Raw genomic sequence first — 25,455 nt, 5'->3', positions numbered from 1 at the left:
GGTTCGGGCGGCCTCATGTAAGCCGGATTGAACTAAGACGCGGGTTGTTGGACGCTGCTATGGGGAATTGAGAAGCGGCCCTATGTCGGCGGAGCCGGAACCATGCCGTCCCGATTGCTCCGAGGGTGTCGCTGATCCTGAGAATGGACATTCGGGAGCGTTTTGCCGGAGACCTTGCAACCTGTGGGCCAAATGTACCGGGATCTGAAGCGGTTCGATCTTGCGGGGGTCGAGCGATATCGATCGCCGGCACAGCGCTGGACGAGTGGGAATATGCTGTGATGTTTGCGGTTGTCTGACATCATGAAGTATCGCACCAGAAGGATGATGGCCGAGGCGGTGGTACAGGGGCAACGGTGACGCCAGTTCGACGCATGGGACGCTGACAATCGGGGCATTCGAAGGAATGGGCCTGCTGAGATTTTGTCGAATGGGATCGCTCGCCTGTCGGTGATGGTTGGCCGAGGAGGCTTCTGCAGAGAGCGATACGATCGCGCCGATGACAATTGGCGAGGAAGCCAAAGTGGCGCATGCGGTGGAAGCCATCCGGAAGCACATGAAGGAGAAAGCGCCGGATGAACTCGTGGGGATGAAGACGCATGATCTTCTCACGGTCGCGACCGTCTCCACGATAATCCTTCCATCTGAAGGCGACATGGTCGTCATCGACATGGACGATGCGGCTGTTTGCGATGGCAACACGATGGGTGTAGCGGCCAAGATAGGCAAGTACCTGATCTGGACCGCCGAATGGGGGCTTTGAGTAGACCACCCATTCGATGCTGCGAGCGCGGGCAAGATGGCGGGCGAATGTCTTGCTATCGTTGAGATGAGCGAGTTCGTTGAAGAATTGGAGTTCGTTTTTGGCAAAGGCTTCAGCGAGAGCTGTCAGGAAGCGTCGGCGAAACAGACGTGACAGCACGCGCACGGGTAGAAAGAAGCCCGATCGGCAATTGATCCACCTTGTTCTGTCTGGTGAGAGGCCTCCGCCCGGTACGACGCAGTGGACATGGGGATGGTGGGTCATCGCCTGGCCCCAGGTGTGAAGTACGCCGGTGACGCCGATCTCTGCGCCTAGCCACTTGGGGTTAGCTGCGATGGTCTGCAGGGTCTCGGCCGAGATCTGCATCAACAATGCATAGACGACCGCCTTGTTCTGGAAGGCGATGTCAGCGACATCACGTGGTAGCGTGAAGACCACATGGAAATAGGGGACCGGCAAGAGATCGGCGATGCGTGCGTCGACCCAATCCTTGCGAGCGGCTCCCTGACACTTTGGGCAGTGGCGATTACGACATGAGTTATAGGAGATGCGGGTTCTGCCGCACTGATCGCAAGCATCGACATGACCCCCGAGCCTGGGTGTCCGGCAGGCTTCTATTGCTCCCATGACGCGTCGTTCGCTGCGGCCAAGATGACCGGCGTTCTCGCGTCTGTAAGGGCCACCATGCCACCGAAAGATGTCGGCGACTTCGAAGGCGGGACGCAACCTGCTACGCTTCCGGCGGGGTCACCTCCAATCGCAAACGGTCAAGGGGACTGGCGGTCGACCTGATGGTGTCGGTGGACACCTGTGCATAATGCGCAGTGCTGGATAGATAGGCATGGCCAAGCAAGACCTGGATGATCCGGATATCGGTGCCGTTCTCCAGAAGGTGCGTTGCAAAGGAATGCCGCAACGTATGGACGGTGACCCGCTTTGAAAGGCCAGTAGCGGCAACCGCTGAACGACAGGCGGCGTTCAAAACGGTCGGTTCGATCGGCCTGTCGGCATCGCGCCCTGGAAAAAGGAACCCGGTGGGTCGCGATAGACGCCAATAACTGCGTAAAATGCCCAGCAGCTCGTTTGACAGCATGACGTATCGGGCTTTGGCGCCTTTGCCATGACGAACATGGATCACCATCCGGGAACTGTCGATATCCTCGATCTTCAGACCACAGACCTCGCCGACCCTGAGGCCAGCGGCATAAGCTGTGGTCAGCGCTACACGCGCCTTGAGACTGGAGACGGCCTCAAGAAATTGGGCCACCTCGTCCGCCGACAGAACAACGGGGATCTTGCGGGGTTTGCGCGCGTATGGAATCCGCTCAGGGACATCGTCTTGGGCCAAGGTAATGCCATAGAAAAATCGGAGAGCACACACGATCTGATTTAACGATGCCCACGATATCCCCGTCGAGACAAGGTGAACCTGGAACGTGCGAATGTCGTCGAGATTAAGCCGATCAGGTGATCGGGAGAAATAGCGGCTGAACTTCCGGACTGCACTGATGTAGGATCTTTGGGTTGCCGGGGACAAATTGCGGATCGTCATGTCCTCAATCATCCGGCGGCGAAGAGGGCTTATCTCAGCCATCGGGGCCTCCTGTCTGAAGGGTGGGTTGCAACACAACCATCCTCTCAGTCAGGGCGCTCTCGTCAAAGCCCGCCGCAAATCGCCGCGATCAGCGGCTTAGTTCAATCGCCGGATTCACAAAAACCGCCCGACGCTCTAGACGGCAGCGTTGGAGGCGGGCTCGGTGTGGGATTATACCGGCATCTCCGACAACAGACTCGGCCATGAGCGCTTACATGCTCATGCAATAAAAGTTCGATTTATGGCTATTTCCAATTCGCTTCAATCTAAACTCAAGGACCCCACGCTTGCGACAGATAAGGCACTCATTGCTGGCCGGTGGCAAGCAACGGGTGAGAAGGGTGCTAGTTTCGAGGTTACCAATCCGTCGACCGGCGACGTAATCGCCGTTTTGCCCGATATGAGCCGCGTGGACGCCGCTCGTGCCATTGAATCAGCTTTTAAGGCGCAGAAGCTTTGGGCGAAAAAAACAGGGAAAGAGCGAGCAGGCGTCCTGCGAAGGCTGTATGATCTGATAATCGCGAATGCGGATGATCTAGCTGCCATTCTGACCACGGAAATGGGGAAGCCACTCCCCGAGGCTAAAGGCGAAATCCTGTATGGTGCCTCCTATGTGGAATGGTTCGGCGAAGAGGCAAAGCGCATTTACGGTGACACGATTCCCGGTCATCAGCAGGACAAGCGCATCTGCGTACTGAAGCAGCCGATCGGCGTTGTTGCCTCGATTACACCCTGGAACTTCCCTAATGCCATGCTGGCGCGAAAGTTCGCCCCAGCCATCGCGGCTGGCTGCTCTATCGTGTCGAAGCCGGCGTCGGAAACGCCTCTATCAGCTCTTGCCGTCGCAATTCTTTCAGAGCGGGCCGGGCTGCCGACTGGCTTGTTCAACGTCGTGACATCGACAAAATCGGCCGATATTGGTCGAGAATTCACCGAAAACGACAAGGTCAGGAAGCTGACCTTCACCGGCTCAACAGATGTCGGCAAGATCCTAATGCGTCAAGGCGCTGAGCAGATCATGAAGCTCGGGCTGGAGCTTGGCGGCAACGCGCCATTTATTGTCTTCGACGATGCCGATCTCGATGCGGCCGTGGAGGGGGCGATGATCGCCAAATACCGCAACAATGGCCAGACCTGCGTTTGTGCCAATCGGCTCTATGTGCAGGCCGGTGTGTATGAGGCGTTCGCGGAGAAGCTCGCGGCTCGTGTTTCGACAATGAAGGTTGGTGATGGCTTCGAGGAGGGCGTCATGGTTGGACCGCTCATTACTGAAAAGGCTGTAGCCAAAGTCGAGGAGCACATTGCCGATGCACTCGAAAAAGGGGGCGAGATATCAGTTGGCGGGTTGAGAGATGCGCGTGGCGGTCTGTTTTTCCAGCCAACCGTTCTGACAGGCGCAACCTCCGCGATGAAAGTGGCGAAGGAGGAGACCTTCGGTCCCGTGGCGCCACTATTCCGATTTGAGACTGAAGACGACGTTGTCGAAATGGCCAACGATACGCAGTTCGGTCTGGCATCTTATTTTTATGCCAAAGATCTGTCGCGGGTATTCCGCGTCGCGGAGGCTCTGGAATACGGAATGGTGGGGATCAACACAGGGCTGATTTCCACGGAGGTGGCGCCCTTCGGCGGCATCAAACAGTCGGGATAGGGCAGAGAGGGTTCTAAATACGGAATCGATGACTATGTCGAAATCAAATATCTCTGCTTGAGCATTGAACACTGACCTCCCTACACTGCACTCGGAACACGGACATTACGCGTCACTTCTAATAAATTCTAAATAATAGAACGACTGAGATCTAGAATATCGAATAAAAGAATTGCGTTGACACATACCGAAATCTCTGGTGAGTTTCAGGCAACGAAAAGAAAAGTGGGAACTGCCCCTAAGCGCCTGGCTATGAACCAGTCGTTCTAGGGTGAGAGGTGTAGCTGGAGCGCGCTCGGGTCTTACCCTCGAAAAACTTAACAACCTGAAGAGGTTTAGGTCGTGAGCTACGGACGGTTGGCTGTGGTTTCGGCCGGGCTTTTGCATGCACTTTCGTTCAATGGAGAGGGAACTCATGAAAAATGCGAAAATTGGTTTCGGCGCGCTGGTTCTAGCCAGCCTATTTGCTGGCGCTGTAATAGGGCCTTCGCCCGCATTTGCCGCCAAGACAACACTGACATTGGGTGCGGCGGCAAATGATGTCGGCACACTCGATCCGCACTACGCAACGAGTACATCCGACAGAACTCTGGTCGCATGGATTTACGGCGCACTCGTCCGGTTTGCTCCGGGATCAACCGATCCGGCAACGCTCGAACCCGATTTGGCAGAGAGCTGGCAATCTAGCGACGACAAGCTCGTATGGACATTCAAGTTGCGTTCCGGTGTCAAATGGCAGGCTGGCTATGGCGAAGTCACCGCGGATGACGTCGTGTTTAGCCTCGACAAGGCTCGCGATCCGAAGCGGTCCGCATTTTCTGCCGATTTCGCGGCTTTCGACAAGGTCGAAGCGGTCGATCCTCACACCGTCCGCATCACACTTGCGCGGCGCGTGCCGAACTTGCTGGGCCTTGTAACGAACTATGCCGGCGGCTTCATCATCTCAAAGAAGGCTCTCGAAGAGCGAGAGGACGGTTTTGCTCGCGCTCCGGTCGGGTTTGGCCCATTCGAGGTCAAGTCAATCGTCTCAGGGCAGAACGTCAACTTCGCCGCAAACAAGGACTATTTCCGCGGTGCCCCCAAGCTGAGCGCACTGAATTACCGCTTCATCAATAACAATGCGTCGCGTGACCTAGCTTTCGTCGCTGGTGAGATCGAGGCTGCCGCAGGTCTCGCCAACAAGAACTGGCTGCAGCGGACCGAACCTCTACCCGGCGCAGTTATCGACGTGTTCTATCCGGCTGAAGTTAGTTTGCTCCATATCAACATAACGATGCCGCCCTTCGATGATATCCGTGTTCGACAGGCGCTCGCCTATGCGGTCAACCCGGAAGCAGTCGCGGAATTCAAGGGTGCGCGTTTCACGATTCGCCCAACGTCCGTGGTCCCATCGAACAATCTGGGTTACCTGAAGGACGCTGGCGTCTTCCCGAACGACCCAGAAAAAGCAAAAGCGCTTCTCAAGGAAGCCGGCTTTGCGAACGGATTGACGTTCACGATGCTTTCAAGCCAGTTACCGGAATACGAAACGACTGCTCAGGTTCTGCAGGGGCAGGCCGAAGATAGCGATATTCATATCCAGTTACAGCCCGTCGAGCATGCGAGCTGGCATCAGATGATCCGCAAGGACCTGAGCCCGGTCGTTCTCTACGGAGCGGCACGCTTCCCCATCGCGGACATCTTCCTCACCCAATTCTACGACTCTGCCTCGATTGTCGGGCAGCCGGGTGGCATCACCAACTTCAGCCATTGCAATGTCGCGGACAAGCAGATCAGAGAAGCGAGAACGGAGATCGATCCAGCCAAGCAAATTGCCCTGTGGCAAGAGGCTCAAAGACTGATCCTAAAAAACGTATGTGCGATCCCAATCACTGAAACAAGCCAGGTTTGGGTCCACACTCAGAAGCTCAACTGGGGCTTTGACCTCAAAGGCTCGATGTCTCTCGGCCCGATGGTGACTGAAGCAACCCATTTCGAAGACTAGAGCGCTGTAAGCGTTCTAACATTCAAAGGCTCAAGGGCCTTGGGGCCGGACAGCTAGCCGCTGTCCGGCCTCTCTATGTGTAAGAGGCACGATTTTGTCAGCGTGTCGCAGTGGCGGACCGATCAGTCGGGTCGCGTTACGTTACGGCAGGCATTCGCGCAATTGACCGACCTGATCTTCGACCCAAGCTTCATTCATCATGTCGAGCGGTGCATTGAAGGAGAAGGCCATATTGATCTCGTACATGCCTGAAGCCATCCGCGGCAGGCCTACGCCGCCTTCTCCGAAAAAGAAAAAGCCCTGATTTACTGCGTATCCGCGATGCTTGGCTTCAATAACCTGATTGCGAATAATGTCACGATCCACGGGACGGATCGAAGGATGTGCCTGATATCGCTCGGCATTTGCGTCGAGGATCTGCTCAACGACATTTTCCGAAAGCAGCGACATCAAGGCTAGGCTGCCGGCTCCCACGCCCATTGGAACTCGGGCACCAAGGCCCATGGCAAACTGATGTCGTGAGGAGCGGCTGATCATCTCAGCACAGATCGCGTCGATACCAGACTGAACGATGAGATAGACATTAAACCCGGTCCTGCGAGCAAATTCTGTCATCCCGGGACGATATCTCTGGACAAGAGGCTCCAGTCTTTCCTGCCGGCGCGCAAGCATCGGGACCGCAGTGCCCAGTCGATAGTGGCCGTAACGCTCGGTTGGTTCAGCAAAACCCTTCGACACCATAGCTGCCAATGTGCGATGTGCTGCGGGTTTTGCAGTGCCTATGCGGCTCGCGATCTCGGCAAGGCTGTAACCCTCTGGCCCCACCTCTCCGAGCAGAAGCAGTATGTCGAGAGCGCGTTCGGCATTCGAAGATGACGCAGAAAATTTCATCGATCAAAAGATTCCAGTTAAGAGAACGATTTTCGCTCGATCGTGACAACTATCAGAATTTGCGCGGGCGAGTTCTAATACTTCGTCCAAACGCACAATTCTGTCAAACGCTAGAATGGTTCAGATCCCTGTTTGCCCGAAATTGCGGTTGACGAAACAGCACATAAGATGTGGATCGAGGAATCGCAGTGCCTGTACCGGGATCGTGCGCGTTCAATTTATATCCAAATACGCAAAATGCCCATCTCATTCGCGGCAGGCATCACGCGAGTCGCGTCGCGATGCAGTCGCCACGATATGGGATGGGCTTGGAATTCACGGCCCGAAGGCGTGGGAGGTGTACTTACATGGCCGCCGGAGCGCCCACGTCATGCTCAGAGAAGCGGGTGAACCGCAATGGGGTAGGATCAACGATCGGATCGTCGTTGGCGATCAGATCTGCTGCGAGCCGGCCTGCACCCGGTCCAACACCAAATCCATGCCCGCTAAAACCCGACGCGACGTATAGACCGGGCAATTGCGGAACCGGACCGATCGTTGCGACCGCATCCGGCGTCGAGTCGATCCAGCTTCCCCAAGCGTGGGAAACGCCGATCCCTGACAGCTCTGGGAAGCTTTCCATCAACGCCTTCATGGCCAGCTCAACGGTCTTCGCGTCCGGTGCTGGATTGAGCACCCGCATTTTCTCGAAAGGCGAAACGCTATTTAGAGTCCACCGTGCCAAGGCCTCCGGCCCGATTATCGCGAAACGGCTGATCCCAAGTGATAGGCTCGTCGACCATCGTGCCTTGAACATGGGCATGAATTGCTGGGCATACCGGAAGGCCTGAGGCGTCAATTCGACCTTTGCTCGTCCGCGGATAGAGACGGTATATCCGCCCTCAGCGCGCGGTCTGAATGTGAACGATGGTGTTGAAAAACCACCCTCGATGACCTTCGCTCCGGGCATGGTCGCGAAAGCAGTGGCCCTCACACCGACCTGCGGGAAGCTGATCCCATGCCAGCGGAAGAACATTGATGTCCAGGCACCGGCGGCGCACAAGACCCTTGATGTGCGGATGCTGCCCTTTTCGGTTACGACGCTGTGTATCTGGCCTGCCTGGGTTTCGATGCCTCTGGCGGCGCAATTCTGGTGGATCGTTGCTCCATGCCCCTGGGCCGCCTTCGCGATGGCCGAGCACGCCATTGTCGGTTCGGCAAATCCGTCGGTCGGAGAATGAACGCCGCCGATCCATTGCGTAGTGGAGCCGGTAGCCGCAGCCTTGATTCCAGCACTTGATACCATGCCGCTTGGAACCCCATAGCCGCCCGCCATCTTCACCCATTTTTCCCAGGCGGTGAGCTCCTTCTCGCTGCTTGTGACATACATCAGTCCCTTGCGGACGAAGCTTAGGTCCGGACCGATTTCGTCTGACAATTCCTGCCATGCCGCGAGCGACCACTTTGCCAAGGGTAGTTCGCGCTCGTCGCGGTTCTGCTGCCGTACCCAACCCCAGTTTCTGCTGGATTGTTCGGCCGCAACAACGCCCTTTTCGACGACGGCGACGCTGTGTCCCTTCCTGGCAATATAATATGCCGCCGAAATGCCGGCGATGCCGCCGCCGATCACGACGACATCGGCTTGCTCCGGCAGCCTGTCATTGCTGTCCACCCGTACGAGTTTGAATGGGATATCGCGTGATAGATCGACCATTAGATCAACCCTTCGCGCGCGCGTGGTCGGCGATACGTGCAGCCAGCGTCTTGAGATGTTGTCCGACCTCGGGCAGATTTTCGCTGCGCAAAGATGTTGCTTCGTTCATGTAGAGACTGCGGTTCATCTCGATCTGCAGGCTATGAATGTTTTCGGCTGGGTTGCCGTGCTTGCGGACAGCTTCTGCTCCGATGAAATGCGCGTTATGCGTCACCCGATACCCGAAGCCCCGTAAGACTTCGGTTGCGAGTTCAAGAAGATCCTTGCCGCTGGTCTGGCCGTTGCGATCTCCCAGATCGAAGTCCGATCGGTGCTGGCCTGCGTCCGGAGCGCTCGGCGAGGGCAAGGCAGGCATCGAATGGCAGCTCAGATGATAAGCGCCACCGTGCTCGGCTTTAAACTTCTTCAGAAGGCGGGTCACCTCGTTGTGGTAGGGCCAGTAGTAGTTGTCGATACGGTTTGCGACCTCGGTGACCGAGAGAGGCGCATCGTAGACAGGCTTTGTTCCAGCGCAGACCGTGGGGATGAGACCAATTCCCGTCTTCGTCTTAGGGCCTGGCTGAAGAGCCACAGGCCATTTGCCGGTCAGCTGACTCGGGTCGATATCGAGTTCATTCCTGTTGAGATCGATGTAGATGTTTGGGAATTCCGCGAAGAGCCAGGTGGCGCCGCTGTCGACGACATCCAGGTAGCATTCTTCGACGTACATCGAGATCGAACGTTGCAGATCCTTCAGGAGAGCAATCGTGCGAAAATCGTGAGGATACTTTCCGCCGCTTCTCGGCGTCTCGAACAGGACAGGTGCGGCAGCCGCAGTTGGGTCGATACGCGTGTAGACCCCAGATTTGACATTCATAAGCATTTCAAAAGTCTCCGGTGTGGCGTGAGCCGATATTCGTTCAGGGCGAAACGCGATGCGAATTTTTGCCCTGTCCCGCGCTTGCTCTGCCTCAGTTTTCAGATGGCTTCGGACTTTAGGCGACCTCAACTACTGCTGGGCTTGAGATCTGGCCGACTCGGTCCGCAAGGGCGGAAAGCAATGGGGCGAAACCATCTATCGTCAGCGTTGAGATCGCGGCGAGAATGGTGTTCTGCCCGTCTTCGGTGAGGCTTGCCGCACCGATCAAGCGGAACTTCTCCATGACCTGTTCGGCGTTCATCGGATTCGCGACATCGCCGAGCGGAAAGAATACCGTGTGGCTCTCCGGCCCGATGCCCTGGTCAATGATGACCCGGGACGGTGTGCCTTTTGGAAAGCTGTCATCGAAATCCGTGTGTGCGACCATGTCGATGCGAGAGGACAGTTCGAGAATTTCCGGGTCCCGCAGGCTCGCAGGGTCCATTGGCTGAAGAGCCTGACGTCCCCGTAACGCCGCCAGGGCGCAGCTGAAATAATAGCTGTATTGCGCGCCCTCGAGGGAACGTGGCTCGCGTTCGTTTGAGAGCTCGGTTCCGCGCTGGAAGGTCTCAATCCGAAGACTCTTGATCGGTGCTTCTGGCCGGCGCATTTTGAGGATCGCGTCGACAGCACCATGCATGTAACGGCAGCAGGCGTACGGCTTCAGATAGCAGTCACCAATCCACCAATGTCCGCCGAGTTCGCCCGTCAAAACAGAACGGGTATAGAGCGTCTCGTTGTCGAGCAGATCGAGAGGCCCTGTTGCCCCAGCCTGGGCACGGAACGCTGCGGTCAATCCAGCGACGACCGCTGGCGGAATGAGTTCCTTGACGGTGCTCCCCTGATAGCGCGAAGTACCCTTCTTGTATCCGATCGGACCTTCCGCGCCTGCGATGCCGATTGCGTTCGCCATCTGGAAAGGCGAGAGCTTCAAAAGCCTACCTGCGGCTGCAGCGACGCCAAAGTTAACCCAGCGGCCGCTCGCATAGCTGTCGATGGTCTCCGTTGGGCGGGCGGTCGCAACACGCAGGGCTACATCGTAACCGATCGCGATCGCTTCAAAGATGTCTTCGTCGGACGACCCGATTGCCTGACCGACCGCGATGGCTGCCGGGATGATGCCTGCACCTGGATGGCCAGCGGCGCCCCGATGGCCGTCGTCAATGTCGAGGGCGCTCGCGGCCGCCGCATTCGCCATTGCCGCGCCACCGATCGAAAGAGAGTGATCAGTCATCCAAACCGTAGACCGGCCTTTTCCGTAGCTCGCAATGGCAGCACGGCGCGCAGCGACTGCAAGGTCCGAGTGCAGGCCTGCGGCCGTCGCGGCAAGAAGATCCGTGATCAGGATTGAGCAAATATCTTTGGTCGCTTGCGGGAGGCTACCGGCAGAATGGGTGGCGGCAAAGGTGGCAAGTCGTTCGATTGCATGCATAATATTGAGGACACCGTTTGTTTTAAAGCACTGACCATAAGAGGTGTTCGAGCCATTTTCCGGAGGCTTCTTAGTCTGTGCGAGGTGAGGAACACTCGAGCACCGCGGATCCTTTATTTGTATACCTTCGACAGGCACAATCTGGTGCGCTAGCGAGCCCCATGACGCGTTCGAGCAGGAACACAAGGAATGCTGAGGTTAATAAAGAGAATTGACGGTGCAGCGACTTGAGGTTGGTCTGCTCGATCCTGGAACTGACTGTCGAATACTCTCCAAAGGCACTCTGTGAACTGCCCACGGAGCTTGATCATCTCGCAACGAATCATCGCCGGAAGCTGTGTCGAACAGTTCGTCCCCTGGGACAGAGATTAGTTTTCTTTCTTGAAAGTGAAGCTATCATTGAAAAATATAATTACAATATGATTTAGAAAATAAAAAGCGTATCATATTGTGATAATTTGGCGAGTTTAGGGCTGGGGAGATGATTTGTGAGTGAGAAAAGCGTCGAGGGCGCACAGGTTATCGGCAAGTCGATCGCATTGCTGAAGTTCATTTCAGCGGCAGGGTCAGACGGCGCCAAGGTGAAAGACATCGCGGCCGCCTTGAACATGAGCGTGCCGACGATCTACCGCCTCGCGAGAGCATTCGAGAAAAACGGATGGCTCGAGCGGCTCGATCATAAGATGAGTCTCAGACTCGGCATTGAACTCTTTGCGCTCGGCGTCAAAGCTGCAGACGCCGCAGGCATTCGGTCTATTGCCCGACCTGCGCTGGTTCGCATCAGCGAGGAGGTGGGTGCTACCGTCTTCCTGATGTGCCGCAACGATCATCATGTCATCGTGGTTGATCGCGTGTGGGCCGGCCAGAATTTCCCCACACTTACAGATAACGTCGGGAGCATGGTGCCCATGGGGGTGGGCGCGGCCTCTATCGCAATCATGTCCATACTGGAGCAAAGCAACGTTGAAGCGCTCACATGCGCGAACGAACCTTCCTACGAGCGTTACGACCTCACGCGAGCCTTGATCGCGGCCACAGTGTCTGAGGCAAAAGAGCGTGGTTACGCCGAGACTCAGTCAACTCTGATTGCCGGTCTCTCCGCTCTTTCCATTCCTGTAAGAAACTTCAACGGCCTTTCCACAACAGCATTGAGTGTGAACCTGCCAACCGACCTCCTGACCGCCTCGCGCAGGGCCCACATCATCGAATTGTTGAAAGCCGAGGTGGACAGCATCGAGAAGATCGTTCGAAGTTGAGACTCAGGTCCCGCACCGCGCTCCCCTCATGTTATTGATTAGAGACAACTCCTCAACCATAAATTCTAAATATCGTAATTATTATGATCAAAAAATATTAAATAAGAGAATTTGTTGACAGCGAATTGAATCTCGTTAATTCTGGTCTTGCTCGCAGTAGCTATAGCTAGATGCGTATCAGAACTCGCATAGGCCAATTGCCTAAAGCGTGTCAGGGGAGCAGGTCTAAATGTTATTATATCTAGCAAAGCGAATTTGCTTTGCCGTTATCACGTTGATTAGCGTTTTGACGCTCGTCTTTCTCATGGTCCGAGTGCTGCCCGGCGATCCGGTCCAGATGATCCTCGGCGATCAGGCCAGTCCCGAGAGCATCGACGCGATGCGCACGCGACTTGGGCTCGATCAACCGGTACTCGTTCAGTACGGCCATTTCCTGCTCAATGCGCTCAAGGGTGACCTTGGCACATCGATGGTCTCAGGACGCCCCGTGACTGAAGAGGTTATGTCGGTCTTGCCGTATACACTGGAGCTGACATTTGCTGGATTGCTGCTTGGCGTCGTCTTCGGTGTTCCCGCAGGCGTATGGGCAGCCGTATATCGCAACAGAGCCGTGGATTACATTCTCCGCTTTGTTTCGCTGCTTGGCCTGTCACTTCCTGGGTTCGTATCGGCCATCGTTCTGCTGATCGCATTTTCAATTAAACTTCGGTGGTTCCCTGTCATCAGTGCAGGGACGGGAGAAGGAATCGGCGACCGTCTCTGGCAGATGGTGCTGCCTGCCGTCTCTCTTGCTTTGATCATGATGGCCTACGTCACCCGCGTTACGCGCTCGGCGATGCTGGAAGTATTGAGTCAGGACTTCGTGAGAACTGCCCGAGCCAAGGGGGTGCACCACAGCGCCGTCATATGGCGCCATGGTCTCGGTAACTGCCTTGTTCCGATCACAACAATTGTCGGCCTTTATCTCGGCATTCTGATCGGTAACTCGGTTCTGACCGAAATCGTCTTCTCCCGGCCAGGTCTTGGAAAACTCATCCTGACGGCTTTGAGCCAGCGCGACTATACGCTGCTGCAGGGGATGATCGTTGTCTATACCTTCATCGTGGTTGTCGTGAACCTCGCGACCGACCTTGCGTATGGCTTCCTCGATCCTAGGGTTCAATACAAATGACAAGCTCCGAAGTAACGCTAAAGCGCTCCGAGAGCCGGCTTGAAAAGAGCCAGGCCGTCATTCGCCGGATCAATTTCTCCACGTGGGCAGGTTTGCTCATCATCGTACTCCTCGTTGTAGGTGCGATATTCGCTCCCCAGCTGTCTCCTTATCCGCCAGCCAAACAGAACATCGTGGACCAGCTCGCTTCGCCGAGTACTGCCCACATCTTTGGTACTGACCAATTCGGCCGAGACATCTGGACCCGCATGCTCTATGGAGCGCGCTACTCACTGATCATCGGCTTCTTGGCCGTTGTGGTTGCCATGGCCATTGGTACGTTCATCGGAATGATTGCAGGTTTCAGGGGCGGCCGTCTCGACATCGTCTTGATGCAGATCATGGACGTCGTTTTAGCTTTCCCTTCGCTCATTTTGGGCATCGCACTCGTTGCCCTGATGGGAGCGACGACGACCAATATCGTTGCCGCGATTGCTTTTACCTCTATCCCGGCCTTTGCCCGGGTCACCCGCGCTGCCGTGATTACCCAACGCGACCGAGAATATGTGCAAGCCTGCCGCGCGATGGGCTTTTCTTCAAACCGAACCCTCTATCGGCATATCTTGCCAGCCATTCTTCCCGAAATCATGGTTATGGCGTCACTCTGGATGGCAAGCGCGGTTAGAACGGAAGCCTCCTTGGCCTTTGTCGGTCTTGGAATAGCTCCGCCGGCTCCGACATGGGGTGGAATGGTTCGCGACGGCTTTGAAAACATTCTCAGCTCGCCGCACCTTGCTCTGTTTCCTAGCCTTGGCATCCTTCTCCTCGTCCTGGCTTTTAACCTCATGGGCGATGGTCTTCGCGATATTATCGATCCTCGTTTGAAGGATGCTTCCTGATGTCCGAGCACGCTGTACTTTCAGTCAAAAATCTCAAGATCTCATTCGGCAGCAAGCCGATCGTCCACGATCTCAGCTTCGTTATTGCCGCAGGCTCAACCTTGGCGGTCGTCGGTGAATCCGGATCGGGAAAGAGCGTCACCTCACTGGCGATTATGGGCCTTCTCCCCGAAGGATCCGCCAAGGGGAGCGGGTCGATCCGCCTTAATGGCAAAGAATTGCTCGACCTGCCTGAAGCAGAGATGCGCCAGATCAGGGGTGGCAAGATCAGCATGATCTTCCAGGAGCCGATGACGTCACTCAATCCCGTTCAGCGCGTCGGAGATCAGATCGCCGAAGCCATCCGGATTCACCGAGGATTGAAGGGCCGGGCTCTTCGCGACGCGGTTCTCGAAATGCTTAAGAAAGTCGGTATCCCCGACCCGGAACGGCGGATCGACAACTACCCGCACATGTTCTCGGGCGGCATGCGTCAGCGCGTTGTGATAGCCATGGCTCTCGCTTGCAACCCCGCACTGATCATAGCCGACGAGCCGACCACCGCACTTGACGTTACCGTTCAGGCGCAGATCCTTCGACTTCTCAAAGATCTACAGCAGGACACGAAGACAGCCGTCTTGTTCATCACGCATGATATGGGTGTTGTCGCCGAGGTCGCCGATCATGTCCTGGTAATGCGAAGCGGTCAGCAGATCGAAGCAGGTTCGGTCAACAAAATCTTCAGCGAGCCGGAAAGCGATTATACCCGGATCCTGATCGAAGCAGCACCCTCGATTGCCGGTAAAATCGATATCGAAAATGCGGCAGCGTCAGAACTCGACGTCCTTCCGCTCAACTGCAAAGGTGACAAGCCCCTTCTTGAGGTGCGTGATCTCTCGGTTAGATTTGTTCATACCGGCGGGTTGTTCGGCCGCAGACTGGGCCATGTCCATGCTGTGGAAGGTGTCTCATTCGCGATCGGTAAGGGGGAGACGCTCGGCCTTGTCGGGGAGTCGGGCTCCGGTAAGTCAACGATTGGCAAGGCCATCATCGATCTCGTATCGCGGCATGGCGGCACGATCACGGTCGATGGTAATTTGATTGACTACTCCGATCATAAAAGTCTGGCGCGGATGCGCCGTGATGTTCAGATGATCTTCCAGGATCCATTTGGGTCGCTCGATAGTCGCCAGACTATCGGCTCAGCGATCATCGAGCCAATGAAAGTACACGGGATTGCATCCGGCAAAGCACTGACCGAGAAAATGGAGTGGCTGCTCGACAAGGTCGGGATCCCCACCAACCGCGCCAATAGCCTGCCCCATGAATTCTCCGGCGGCCAACGCCAGCGCATCTGCATCGCGCGTGCTTTGGCAATGGCGCCGAAGCTCATTATAGCCGACGAAGCCGTTTCTGCTCTGGACGTTGCAGTAAAGGCCCAGATTATCGAACTGATGATGAGCCTACAAAAGGAATTCGATATTTCGTATCTGTTCATCAGCCACGACATGGCGGCCGTCGAGAAAATCTGTGATCGGGTTGCCGTTATGTACTTTGGTGAACTGGTTGAGATCGGCAGCAGGGATGACGTAATCGGGCGCCCTGGTCATGACTATACCCAGCGCTTGCTTTCCGCCATTCCGATTACCCATCCGGGTCAACGGCTGGTTCGACCGGCGGCAAGGCGACAGGCGCCACCACCAATCAGCCCGATGAAGCCCATCGGTTTCGTGCCGGAACCAGCGCTCTGGAATATTAAGAGCGCCGGCCATTTCATTCGCCGCCCCGCGCCATCGCTCAGCTCTAGGTGATGCCAGTCATGCACGCTATTCAGGAACTTGCGAATTTCGCGGCTACCCATCCGGCTGGTAGCCTTCCACACTCCGCACGGCAAGCTTGCGCGGTACTCATCACAGACCTTCTCGCGGCGAGTGCGGCGGGATTCAACTCCGACTTGGCTATCGCGGCCAGAAAGGCCGCCTATGCCGCCTATGGTCAAGGTCCGGTCGATGTCTGGTTGACCGATCGGAGCCTCTCTATCGTCGGTGCGGCTATGGCGAATTCCGCAGCCGCGAGTGCTCTCGATCTCGATGACGGTCACCGTGGCGCAGCCGGGCATCCTGGTGCTGGAATTATTCCGGCTGTTCTGGCCGTCGCACAACAAATAGGCGCGAGCGACGAGGAGATCTTTGAGGCAATTGCGGTTGGCTATGACATCGCATTGCGCGTTGCCACTGCTCGCCCGACGGAAACGATCGACACCTATATCAGCGGTCGCTGGGTAAACTTCGGTGTTGCGGCAGGCGCAGGGCGTCTCCTGAAACTGACCACTTTTCAGATGGCCAATGCAATCGGGATCGCCGGCGCCGAAGGCCCGATAGGTATCAACGAAGCGGTCTCTAAGGCCGACGGCAACACCGTCAAGGAATGCATTCCGCCAGCTGTCGTGACAGGGCTGACGGCGGCCTTCCGCGCTCAGGCTGGAGCGACCGGTCCGCTTGACCTCCTGGACGATGGGAAGCGCTACACGCGCGCGGTTCTTACCGGCGATCTCGGCATTCATTGGTGGCTCGAAGATTGTTATCTGAAGCCGTATGCGTGCTGCCGCTACATGCACGCGGCTATCGACGCCATACTTGAACTACGCCGACCAGGTGTTCCGATCGTTAGCCTTCGCATCGAGACATTTGCCGAGGGGCTTAAACTGTCGAACGAGCGTAACCCTGCAACGCTGGAAGGTGCACAATACAGCTATCACTTCAGCTGTGCGCTTGCAGCCATCTACGGTAGTCGAGCCTTGCAGCCAGTCGATCCTAGTCACCTCAAGGATCCACTCGTTCTCGAACTCTCGGCGCGTACCGTCTTGCTGGCCCACATGGATTTCGCCGCGAGCTTTCCAAAGGGAACGCCTTGCCGGGTGATCATGGATCAGGGTGAGGGCGAAGAAGTCCTGACGGTTCTTTATCCACTCGGGGATGTGGCCAATCCAATGTCTTACGAGCAAGTAAAAGAGAAATTTCAACTGCTCGGTGCGCAGGTGCTGAAAGAAGAGCGCCGCGCCCGGATTCTGGCAGCACTCGATAACTTGCCTGTCAGCGGCTTCAAGCCATTGTTCGACACCCTTGCGGAACCTTCCACTCCACTTGACCCGGAGGGTATGAGGGAACTCGAGTGAATGTCGAAGCTAAACTACTAGCCAACACCTTGCTAGCGCTACCTCTTGCGTACCTGTTGTTTGCGTCCAGCCGAGCATTGCAGCAAACACTGGACTGAACGTCGGTGCGCCGGTGACCGAGGCGACGTGTTTTGAGGATTAATGAGACAGGAGCGGCTTGCGACGGGGGTCGCTGCAACCATTCTGGTAACCGGCGCAAGGGCCTGCGCGAGCGATGGTTCTGTCCGAGCACGGATAGGTCTGGTGCCACCCCGCGCGTGCCGCGCCCATTCTATGAAACTTTGGAGGAAAAGATGAAGGCTTGGCTGAACAGGACACATCATAGCAAGTTGGAAGCTGTCGAGATCGCAACGCCTGGGGCGACTGGAACGCAGGTTATCGTTAATGTAACATACTGCGCAGTCTGCCACTCGGATCTGCATACCTGGCAGGGCGTGACTGACTTCGGAAGCCGTGGTGTGTTGCAACGGCCCCAGCCGGAAAATCCGATCGCCATGGGCCACGAGATTGTCGGCAAGGTATCAGCCCTTGGTCCGGACGCTGAGGGCGTAAAGATGGGCGACCAGGTCATTGTCTACCCGTGGCTCGGCTGCGGGAAATGCGACGATTGCCTTAACGATCGCGACAATGTTTGCGCTGTCGGAAGTCGCAGCCTTGGCTTCATGCAACACGGCGGTTTCGCCGATGTGATCGTGCCACATTCGCGATACCTTGCTGCGACCGGCACTATCGATCCGGTTTTGGCGGCAACATACGCTTGCTCTGGCGTTACAGTTCGGTCCGCCATCCGCAAGATCATGCCAGTCGCGCCGGAACAGCTGGTAGTTGTCATCGGGGTAGGCGGTCTCGGTCTTCAGGCCGTCGCCATCCTGAGAGCGCTGACAGAAAACAAGATCTTGGTCATTGATAAATCAGATGCCAAACGCAATCTCGCTTTGGGCGAAGGCGCAGACCACTTCTTGGCTCTCGCGGGCGATGACACCGCGGCAAAGGTGATCGAGGTCAAAGGCGGCAAGGTTAGCGCCGTACTGGATTTCGTCAATAATCGGGAAACCTCCGGGCTGGCCTTCAGTATTTTACGAAAGGGCGGGCGAACTATCCAGGTCGGGCTTTATGGCGGTGAACTAGTCGTTCCTCTCTACACCTTGGCAGTGACCGGGCTTTCGATCATCGGCAGCATCACCGGGACAACAGAGGACCTCAAGGATGTGAACTGACTTGCGGAGGAAGGGGTCCTGAAGCCGATGGAGATGTCCGAAGTCAATGAAGCGATGTTACGCCTTGAGCAGGGTCGGGTCGATGGTCGGATCGTTCTGATCAACTGACGCACAAGCCTACAACACCACCGACGGGCCGCAACATTCTGTCTCTTGGTTTATTTTCGGCCTGGCCTTTCAATCGGACAGAAGTCAGGTCGGTAGGCAAGAAGTCCACGTTTCCAAGTCGAGCGGCATGATCTTCGAATTGGAGACGGCCCGTCAACAACAACCAACGAAAGGGTACTGCAATGGCACCTCGCCCGAGCATTTATATCGACAACATCTGGCAGCCAACGACAGGCGGGCGAACCTTCTGGGCTGTGAATCCGTCCACCGAGGAAGCATTCGCTGAGTTTCACATCGCATCCGCAGACGACGTTGATAGCGCTGTTAAGGCCGCGAAAAAGGCTCTGCCGGCTTGGAGCACCTCCGAAACGAGCGTTCGTGTCGATGCCCTGAACCGGCTTCTGGATGCCTATGTAGCCCGGACCGAAGATCTGGCGAGTGCGCTCGCAGCGGAAATGGGTGCTCCGATCGACTTCGCTCGTACAAGCCAGGTCGGCGCTGGAGCAAACCATTTGCGCGCGTTCATCAAAGCCCTGCAGGAATTCCATTTTGCCGAGCCGGCTCTCGTCGGGATCGAAAACCAAGAAATCCTGCGTGAAGCGGTTGGCGTCGCAGCACTTATCACTCCATGGAACTGGCCGCTCAACCAGATTACCCTGAAAGTTGGCGCGGCTTTGGCTGCAGGTTGCACCGTGGTACTAAAGCCTTCGGAAGTATCGCCAGTGTCCGGTCAGATCTTCGCCGAAATCGTCGAGGCTGCCAATTTGCCAAAGGGTGTTTTCAACCTTGTGCAAGGCACTGGCGCTGTGACGGGAGCTGCCATGGTCTCACATCCGGACGTCGACGTTATCTCCTTTACCGGTTCGACACGTGCCGGCATTGCGATTTCGCAAGCTGCCGCACCAAGCATCAAGCGCGTTTCACTCGAACTGGGCGGAAAGTCGCCTAGTATCGTTTTCGCTGATGCGGACGTCGAAAAGGCTGTGCGTTGGACCGCGAACTTCTGCTTTAACAACACCGGGCAATCGTGCAATGCATCGACCCGCATGCTGGTCGAGCGCAGCGTCTATGATCGTGCGGTTAATATTGCCACGGAAGTGGCAGAAGGAATTGTCGTAGAACGAGCCGATCTCCCTGGCACCCACATCGGGCCGCTTTCATCGAAGGTGCAGTACGACAAGGTCCTGAGTTGCATCGATCAGGCTGTCGGTGAAGGCGTAAACCTTGTCACCGGAGGGCGCGGCCGGCCCGAGCATCATCAGCACGGATACTTTGTCAGCCCGACCGTGTTCGCGGGCGTTTCGCCCGAACATTCTCTGTTCCGCGATGAAGTGTTCGGACCTGTTCTCGCGATCACACCGTTCGATAGCGAAGAGGAGGCGATAGAGCTAGCAAACGACACCGTGTATGGCCTTTCGGCATACATTCACACGGAAGACGCCGCGAAGGGCAAGCGTGTGGCCAGGAATGTCCGAGCCGGCATGGTACAGCTCAACGGTTCCGCGCGCGCGCCTGGCACACCCTTCGGCGGCTACAAGCAGTCCGGCAATGGGCGCGAAGGCGGGCGTTGGGGCATGGAGGAATTCCTCGAAACGAAACTCGTCGCGGGCTGAGTCTAAGGGCTTACTCGATTCCTTTCGCGAACAAGGTCGCAGCGCAATCCACTTCACGCGGATCGGAAGGCACGCTAGTGGATGGAAACTAACGCTTGGTGCCCGCGTTTAAAGGCGGCGATTATTTTGTCGGGATCGGCGGTCCAAGTGAAGGGTTTGGCTTTTTGTTGTGCTCAACGAGGAACCGGTTGATGGCGGCCTGAAGATCGACGACGGAATGGAAAACGCCGCGATTCAGACGCCGCTTCGACAGCCTGGCGAAGAAACCCTCCACCGCGTTGAGCCATGAGCTTAAGGTCAAAGTGAAGTGGAAGGTGAAACGCTCGTGACGGTCGAGCCAGGCTCTCGCCTTAGGATGCTTGTGGGCAGCATAGTTGTCGAGAATGACGTGGACAGCCTTGTCGTCCGGCACCTGGGCGTTAATGGCGTTGAGGAAGCGAATAAACTCCTGATGACGCTGCATGTTGGCATGTTGCGGCCGGTGACCGTACCGTCGAGAACGTTGAGGGCGGCAAACAGCGTGGTTGTGCCGTGCCGCTTATAGTCGTGGGTCATGGTGCCGAGCCGGCCCTTCTTCATCGGCAGGCCCGGCTGGGTGCGGTCGAGCGCCTGGATTTGGCTTTTCTCATCGACCGACAACACGACGGCGTGGGCTGGCGGGTCAACATAGAGGCCGATCACTCCCATGGGATCTTACTGAAATCCCTGTCCCGATTTAGCGAAATCCGCAACGTCGATCTGAATGCGCTTCACCCTGCATCAGACGGCAAAAGCGGCAGGCAAGCGCAGGCGTCGTTGGGATTGTTTCCAAATTTCATATGTAACAACGAAGGCCTTGTTTGTAATCAGAAAGTATTACTGGATGGTGTATTTTACTAAATCAATTTAACCTGGAGTGTTACCATGATTCCAAAAGTGGATTGCCGACTGGGTGGTGAACTTGGGCTTTCAAAGTGCTACCGCGACAAATTGGCATTTGAGATTATTAACGATGCTCACGATCTGTTGGGAGCACTCACCTCAAGGCTCATCACCTTTAAGTACGGAGGCCACGAACGCTTCGTGGACCTCGCATCCCGATATGCCTTAGCTGACGCAAAACGTATCGAATTTTCCCGTCAATTGGAAGGTCTCAACGGTAGCGCTGTAGAGGCAGCACGGCAGACCGAGGAATTGAACCATTTCGTCAAAATATTTGTTGATCCGTGGCTCACGAATTTTGAGGAGCCACGCGACAATGAAGGATGACCTCAGAGTTGATAGATCGGTGTCTCTGTCCCCGCCAGACCGACAGGAGATATTCGAAAACCAAATAATTCCAGCAATCGGAGCGTTTGGACCACCTGTTGCAAAGCCTACTTTTGCGGTAGTGAGCGGTCAACCCGGTGCAGGTAAGAGCACTATGGTTCGCCAAATCAGAAGCAGATTCGGAAGTGAAAGTACCCAACTGATAATACCGGACGATCTCAACGCATACATTCCTGGCAACAACACTGCCCTCATGAATGGCTCGCATTTGGTAGAGCGACAGAATTCGTCTGCTATCACCGAATGGTATCACAAACTATTTGATCGCGGTATAGAAAATAAAGCAAACATAATACTGGAGTCATGCTACTCTCCACATCAATATAGGTCTCTTCTAAAGAAAGCTCGCCTATGTGGTTATAAAACAGAATTGAATATTGTCGCGACGGATAGAATAACTAGTTTCACAGCTATTCACGATCGTTTTGAGAAAGCAATAGAAAAAAGATACATAGCGTCAAGTGTATTAACGGACGCTGACACGCATGATCACTACTACTCAATGTGGCCACGTGTAGCTTTCGACGTCGAAAACAATAAGACGTTTGACAAAATTGCAATTGTAACCCGCGACGGCGCGACGGTTTTCGAGAATGAGCAAGTCGCAGGAAATAGCGGAGCGTCCACTTGGGAGCGAAAACCAGACGCTTTACGTGCGCTGATGAATGTTCGCAATCGTCCGCTGGAAGAGAGACAGCAGCACTGGGTTGGGAGCGTTTGGAGTCGTCTCTGTCGAAGCGCTGCGTTTGCCCAACATCCAGATTCTGCTGATCTTCCAGTTACTTCTTTTCAACGCGGCGTAGCGCTAAGGCTTGCAGAGCAAAGCGACTTGAGCTCACACAAAACAAAAGACGACTTTCTGCGAGAGTTTTCTAGAAAGTTTTCAATGAATTTACAGCGCGACATTGCCCTTATAGGTAGCCACAAAAGTAAGCGAGGTGAATTCCAGAAAGAAACTTTTGAAGAGGCGTTTTCCGAGAGGATGGCATCTGTCCATCGTTCTCTTCAGCACGCGATCACCACGGAGTTTCAAGGTGTGATCGCAAAATCTAATGAAGTCAAAAAAGCCCGTATCTGGGACGGTTCGGGATTTAGAGGGGATGCGCTAGCCGAGAGCTCTACCACCAAGCGGCTGCAAACCACCCCTGACAAAAAAAGTATTACGCAAATTGCTGACGGCTTCGAAAGCCATGACCAGCGACCACCATCTGTCAACCAAAAACGTCCTAAATTTCTTGTTGAGGTCAAAAACCATTTTCACAGGCCTATTGAACTAAACAATCAAATGGCGCGTGATCCAGATAGATCTTCAAACCTGCCTCGTGAGACCGTTGCGGTGTCGTTAGGACCTTCCGAAGCCAGAGCGAATGCACCCGTGATTTCGCGACGTAATAACGGCGATTTCCGCATCGCTACGCGGTACTTACGTGAGCTTCCAGGTGAAAACCCCGACAGGCGCAGCGGGGAACCTGGTCTCTTGTCGGATTTAGCGACACTAGGAACAACGCGACCGCGCGAAAGTCAGCACCCCTCCGAGGCAAGCGGATCGGTCACTCAGCGGCAGGGAAGCTTAGACCTAGAGTTCAATACTATCTCGCCGTCTTCGCCCGTAAACGGCGAGACGAGGCTCGCGCATTTGGCTAGCAGACAAGGTCTGCCCGAGGCGGGCATGAACGATGTTCAGACATCGGCAGACAGAGCATCGCAGGAAAGCTCGGCGTCTCCAGATGCTACCTCTGTGTCCACTTTCTATTCGGGCCCACCCGCAGAATGGTTCGGGAGAGATACCGGTTACGAGACTGATAGAAATTCGGGTGACATCATCTCGGCGTCGACCCAAAGGCTAGAGGAGCTCGAAGATTCAGCGGTCAACCTGCGCTTTGGCCACGAAGCTCAGGGTCTTTCCGCGCATGTAACCACTGCTGTTTCGGGTGCTGAGGCAAGTTCTCATAGCCCATACATTGAAATTCTCGACGGTCTCAGCAGTGCCCGCTCGGACGAACAGGGGAGGGGTGGCGATGGCGGTGCGGCCGTCAGATTTTCTCATGACCTCGCACCGCATGCGAACATTTTGCCACAAACGAGCCCCGACGATTTCCCCGATTTCCCTGAGTTCACCGACACGGTCCTGGCAGAGATCGATGCCGCGTGCGAATCGCTTTCCAAGAAGCCCTCAGCGGTGGAGACTATTGTCATGGATCTGCACAAGCCCAGATTTGGCGACGCTTTCCAGAAAGTGGATGTGTCTGAGAGGAATGACATGATGCCCGCTAACCAGGAGCCACTCATTGGTAAGTCTGGTGGCCACCCACAGCAAGCGCCGAGCTCCTCGGGAGCAGAATTCGATGACGACTCTTGGCTAACCACCGCCGCCTTGGAGGAAATCGATGCAATCATCAAATCTCACTGGGATAAATCCTTACGGGTGCCGCGAGCCGCTGTCGAATGCATAGAGAGAAAGATGTGTAGCACGATACCCACCAGACCGTTTAACGAGCATCCACCGAAGGTGCGGTCCTCATTACAGCCACGTCTCGAAGACTTCCCCGATTTAACGGAGGCCCAATGGTTGCGCGTCGAACACTCGGCGCGGGCCGCAATCACTGCTGTTCAAAATGGTCAGCAACAAGTCGCGCCTGGAATTCATACACGATCCGGTTTCGGTAACTCTTCTGCCCCGTCGGTTGGCCACCCATTAGTCACCCCGGCTGTCTCCGATGTCGATCATACCGTTTCTTTGTCGTTTCAGGGAGCCGAGCATATTTATAACAAGTTGGTAGAAAGCACTCATCCGGTGCCGACTATGGACAGTTCAAGCGCAAGAAATGATCTCGCAAGTGCTTCTGACGGGTCAGGTAATCTTGTTGCTGCGAAAAGGCGTGACGATCTTGGTAGACCCGTTATGTCAACGCCGGTTGGGGATGTGAAGCCCAGCGCCAGCGGCAGCCAGGGACCGATGGCCAACGTGGCTGGACACCCCGCAATGGAAGTTGCCTTGAACTGGAGTGACAAGGATGGTCGGAGACAGCCGCATATGAGGGCGCTAGAACCCCGTTCGCGCGAAGGTTATGGAAGATGAATCCTGGATTGTTTGCAGCAACACCCCAACCCTAAGTGTCTGTTCAAGAATGGCGTGCGTGCTCGGGGTTGAGTGAAGGGCGACAATCAGATTCTTTGTATTTTGCGACAAATACGGAGAGATCGAATGGCCTGGACACCCTTCAGCCGGCGTCACCATGACAGAAGCTGCGGATTCCGCTCTGAAGCCGGCCGCCATTCCAATCATTGACCAGCCGCCACTCTGATTTGAAGCCGGCCACCATTCCAATCAATAACCGGCCAGTTTTCGGCACTCAAGTTCCCCTGGGTCAGCAACCTTGGCATGTGTCCCCTCGATATCCACGAGGGGATTTAATGCCTGCAAAAAGAAAGCTGACCGTGCGACACATTCGATAAATGCTGCGGCTTGCGGGTAGCGGGACGAGTAGCCGCGAGATCGCGGTCATACTTGGCATTGCTCGCAGCACCGTGCAGGACAATTTGAAGCGGGCTGCGATGGCAGGGCTGAGTTGGCCGCTCGCCAGCGACCTGACAGACGATGTCCTTGAGGCCAAGCTTTTCGTCCACCCCGGCGTCAAGCAGGGCCAGCGATTGCGCCAAGAGCCCGATTGGGGCCCGCTTTCAATAGAGCTGAAGAAGCCAGGCGTTACGCTGCTTATCCTTTGGGAAGAATACCGCAGCATTCATCCAGATGGGTATGGATATAGCCGTTATGTTGCGGCCAAATTTATGTTGCGGCAGCAGGGAATGAGCCAAGGATTTCGGTGATTCCTTGGCCCAAGCC

17 protein-coding genes and 2 pseudogenes are annotated in these 25,455 nt (G+C 55.7%); 12 read left to right on the top strand and 7 right to left on the bottom strand.

Annotated elements, in window-relative coordinates:
- Positions 1-301 precede the first annotated feature (301 nt).
- Entirely contained in the window at positions 302-1,489 is a 1,188-nt protein-coding gene (locus tag PR017_RS23035) for an IS91 family transposase (RefSeq protein WP_111220929.1), read from the bottom strand.
- Positions 1,490-1,493: 4 nt separating this feature from the next.
- Positions 1,494-2,357, bottom strand: coding sequence for a tyrosine-type recombinase/integrase (locus PR017_RS23030; RefSeq protein WP_111220930.1), 864 nt, complete (start codon positions 2,355-2,357; stop codon positions 1,494-1,496).
- 241 nt (positions 2,358-2,598) lie between these two features.
- On the opposite strand from PR017_RS23030, the pseudogene PR017_RS23025 reads away from it, so the two are divergent.
- Together PR017_RS23025 and PR017_RS23020 are read left to right on the top strand one after the other, a co-directional pair.
- Positions 2,599-4,083: pseudogene (locus tag PR017_RS23025) on the top strand (NAD-dependent succinate-semialdehyde dehydrogenase).
- 340 nt (positions 4,084-4,423) lie between these two features.
- A complete protein-coding gene (locus PR017_RS23020) occupies positions 4,424-5,992 on the top strand; it encodes an ABC transporter substrate-binding protein (RefSeq protein ID WP_111221641.1) in 1,569 nt (522 codons plus the stop codon).
- 141 nt (positions 5,993-6,133) lie between these two features.
- Here PR017_RS23020 and PR017_RS23015 read toward each other — a convergent pair whose 3' ends face one another.
- From PR017_RS23015 to PR017_RS23000, 4 genes are all read right to left on the bottom strand, one after another.
- Positions 6,134-6,883 carry an IclR family transcriptional regulator gene (locus PR017_RS23015; RefSeq protein WP_111221642.1) on the bottom strand — a complete coding sequence of 250 codons (750 nt, stop codon included), beginning with the start codon at positions 6,881-6,883 and terminating at the stop codon, positions 6,134-6,136.
- A gap of 343 nt (positions 6,884-7,226) precedes the next feature.
- Entirely contained in the window at positions 7,227-8,555 is a 1,329-nt protein-coding gene (locus PR017_RS23010; protein ID WP_111221652.1) for an NAD(P)/FAD-dependent oxidoreductase, read from the bottom strand.
- 25 nt (positions 8,556-8,580) lie between these two features.
- The gene (locus PR017_RS23005; protein ID WP_111221643.1) at positions 8,581-9,438 is read right to left on the bottom strand and encodes an N-formylglutamate amidohydrolase; all 858 of its coding nucleotides are present in this window, start codon (positions 9,436-9,438) and stop codon (positions 8,581-8,583) included.
- Between the two features lie 112 nt (positions 9,439-9,550).
- Positions 9,551-10,906 (bottom strand): MmgE/PrpD family protein, encoded by a 1,356-nt coding sequence (locus PR017_RS23000; RefSeq protein WP_111221644.1) that lies wholly within the window; start codon positions 10,904-10,906, stop codon positions 9,551-9,553.
- Positions 10,907-11,394: 488 nt separating this feature from the next.
- Between PR017_RS23000 and PR017_RS22995 the strand changes: the two genes are divergently transcribed.
- The 7 genes from PR017_RS22995 (at position 11,395) to PR017_RS22965 (ending at position 20,303) form a co-directional block, all read left to right on the top strand.
- Positions 11,395-12,162, top strand: coding sequence for an IclR family transcriptional regulator (locus tag PR017_RS22995; RefSeq protein ID WP_111221645.1), 768 nt, complete (start codon positions 11,395-11,397; stop codon positions 12,160-12,162).
- Positions 12,163-12,391: 229 nt separating this feature from the next.
- On the top strand, positions 12,392-13,333 hold the full coding sequence (locus PR017_RS22990; protein ID WP_111221646.1) for an ABC transporter permease: 942 nt from the start codon (positions 12,392-12,394) through the stop codon (positions 13,331-13,333).
- Positions 13,330-14,211, top strand: coding sequence for an ABC transporter permease (locus PR017_RS22985; RefSeq protein ID WP_111221647.1), 882 nt, complete (start codon positions 13,330-13,332; stop codon positions 14,209-14,211). The genes PR017_RS22990 and PR017_RS22985 overlap by 4 nt, the downstream gene beginning before the upstream one ends.
- A complete protein-coding gene (locus PR017_RS22980) occupies positions 14,211-16,001 on the top strand; it encodes an ABC transporter ATP-binding protein (RefSeq protein ID WP_111221648.1) in 1,791 nt (596 codons plus the stop codon). Before PR017_RS22985 ends, PR017_RS22980 begins: the two co-directional genes overlap by 1 nt.
- An 8-nt stretch (positions 16,002-16,009) precedes the next feature.
- Complete coding sequence (locus PR017_RS22975; RefSeq protein WP_111221653.1) at positions 16,010-17,365, top strand: MmgE/PrpD family protein; 1,356 nt, start codon at positions 16,010-16,012, stop codon at positions 17,363-17,365.
- Between the two features lie 293 nt (positions 17,366-17,658).
- Positions 17,659-18,582, top strand: coding sequence for an alcohol dehydrogenase catalytic domain-containing protein (locus PR017_RS22970; protein WP_111221649.1), 924 nt, complete (start codon positions 17,659-17,661; stop codon positions 18,580-18,582).
- A 290-nt stretch (positions 18,583-18,872) separates the two neighbouring features.
- Positions 18,873-20,303 carry an aldehyde dehydrogenase family protein gene (locus tag PR017_RS22965; protein WP_240539094.1) on the top strand — a complete coding sequence of 477 codons (1,431 nt, stop codon included), beginning with the start codon at positions 18,873-18,875 and terminating at the stop codon, positions 20,301-20,303.
- 74 nt (positions 20,304-20,377) lie between these two features.
- On the opposite strand, the pseudogene PR017_RS22960 reads toward PR017_RS22965, so the two are convergent.
- Positions 20,378-20,984 (bottom strand): annotated as a pseudogene (locus PR017_RS22960) (IS630 family transposase); the annotation flags it as partial.
- 222 nt (positions 20,985-21,206) lie between these two features.
- On the opposite strand from PR017_RS22960, the gene PR017_RS22955 reads away from it, so the two are divergent.
- From PR017_RS22955 to PR017_RS22945, 3 genes are all read left to right on the top strand, one after another.
- Entirely contained in the window at positions 21,207-21,551 is a 345-nt protein-coding gene (locus PR017_RS22955) for a hypothetical protein (protein WP_111221650.1), read from the top strand.
- Positions 21,541-24,690, top strand: coding sequence for a zeta toxin family protein (locus PR017_RS22950; protein WP_111221651.1), 3,150 nt, complete (start codon positions 21,541-21,543; stop codon positions 24,688-24,690). The genes PR017_RS22955 and PR017_RS22950 overlap by 11 nt, the downstream gene beginning before the upstream one ends.
- Positions 24,691-25,067: 377 nt before the next feature.
- Positions 25,068-25,439, top strand: coding sequence for a hypothetical protein (locus tag PR017_RS22945; protein ID WP_206423133.1), 372 nt, complete (start codon positions 25,068-25,070; stop codon positions 25,437-25,439).
- Positions 25,440-25,455 lie beyond the last annotated feature (16 nt).

The organism is Rhizobium tumorigenes, assembly GCF_003240565.2.
Taxonomy (GTDB): Bacteria; Pseudomonadota; Alphaproteobacteria; order Rhizobiales; family Rhizobiaceae; genus Rhizobium; species Rhizobium tumorigenes.
Note: the sequence above shows the minus strand (reverse complement) of the source record. Positions and strands in the feature narration are given on the sequence as shown.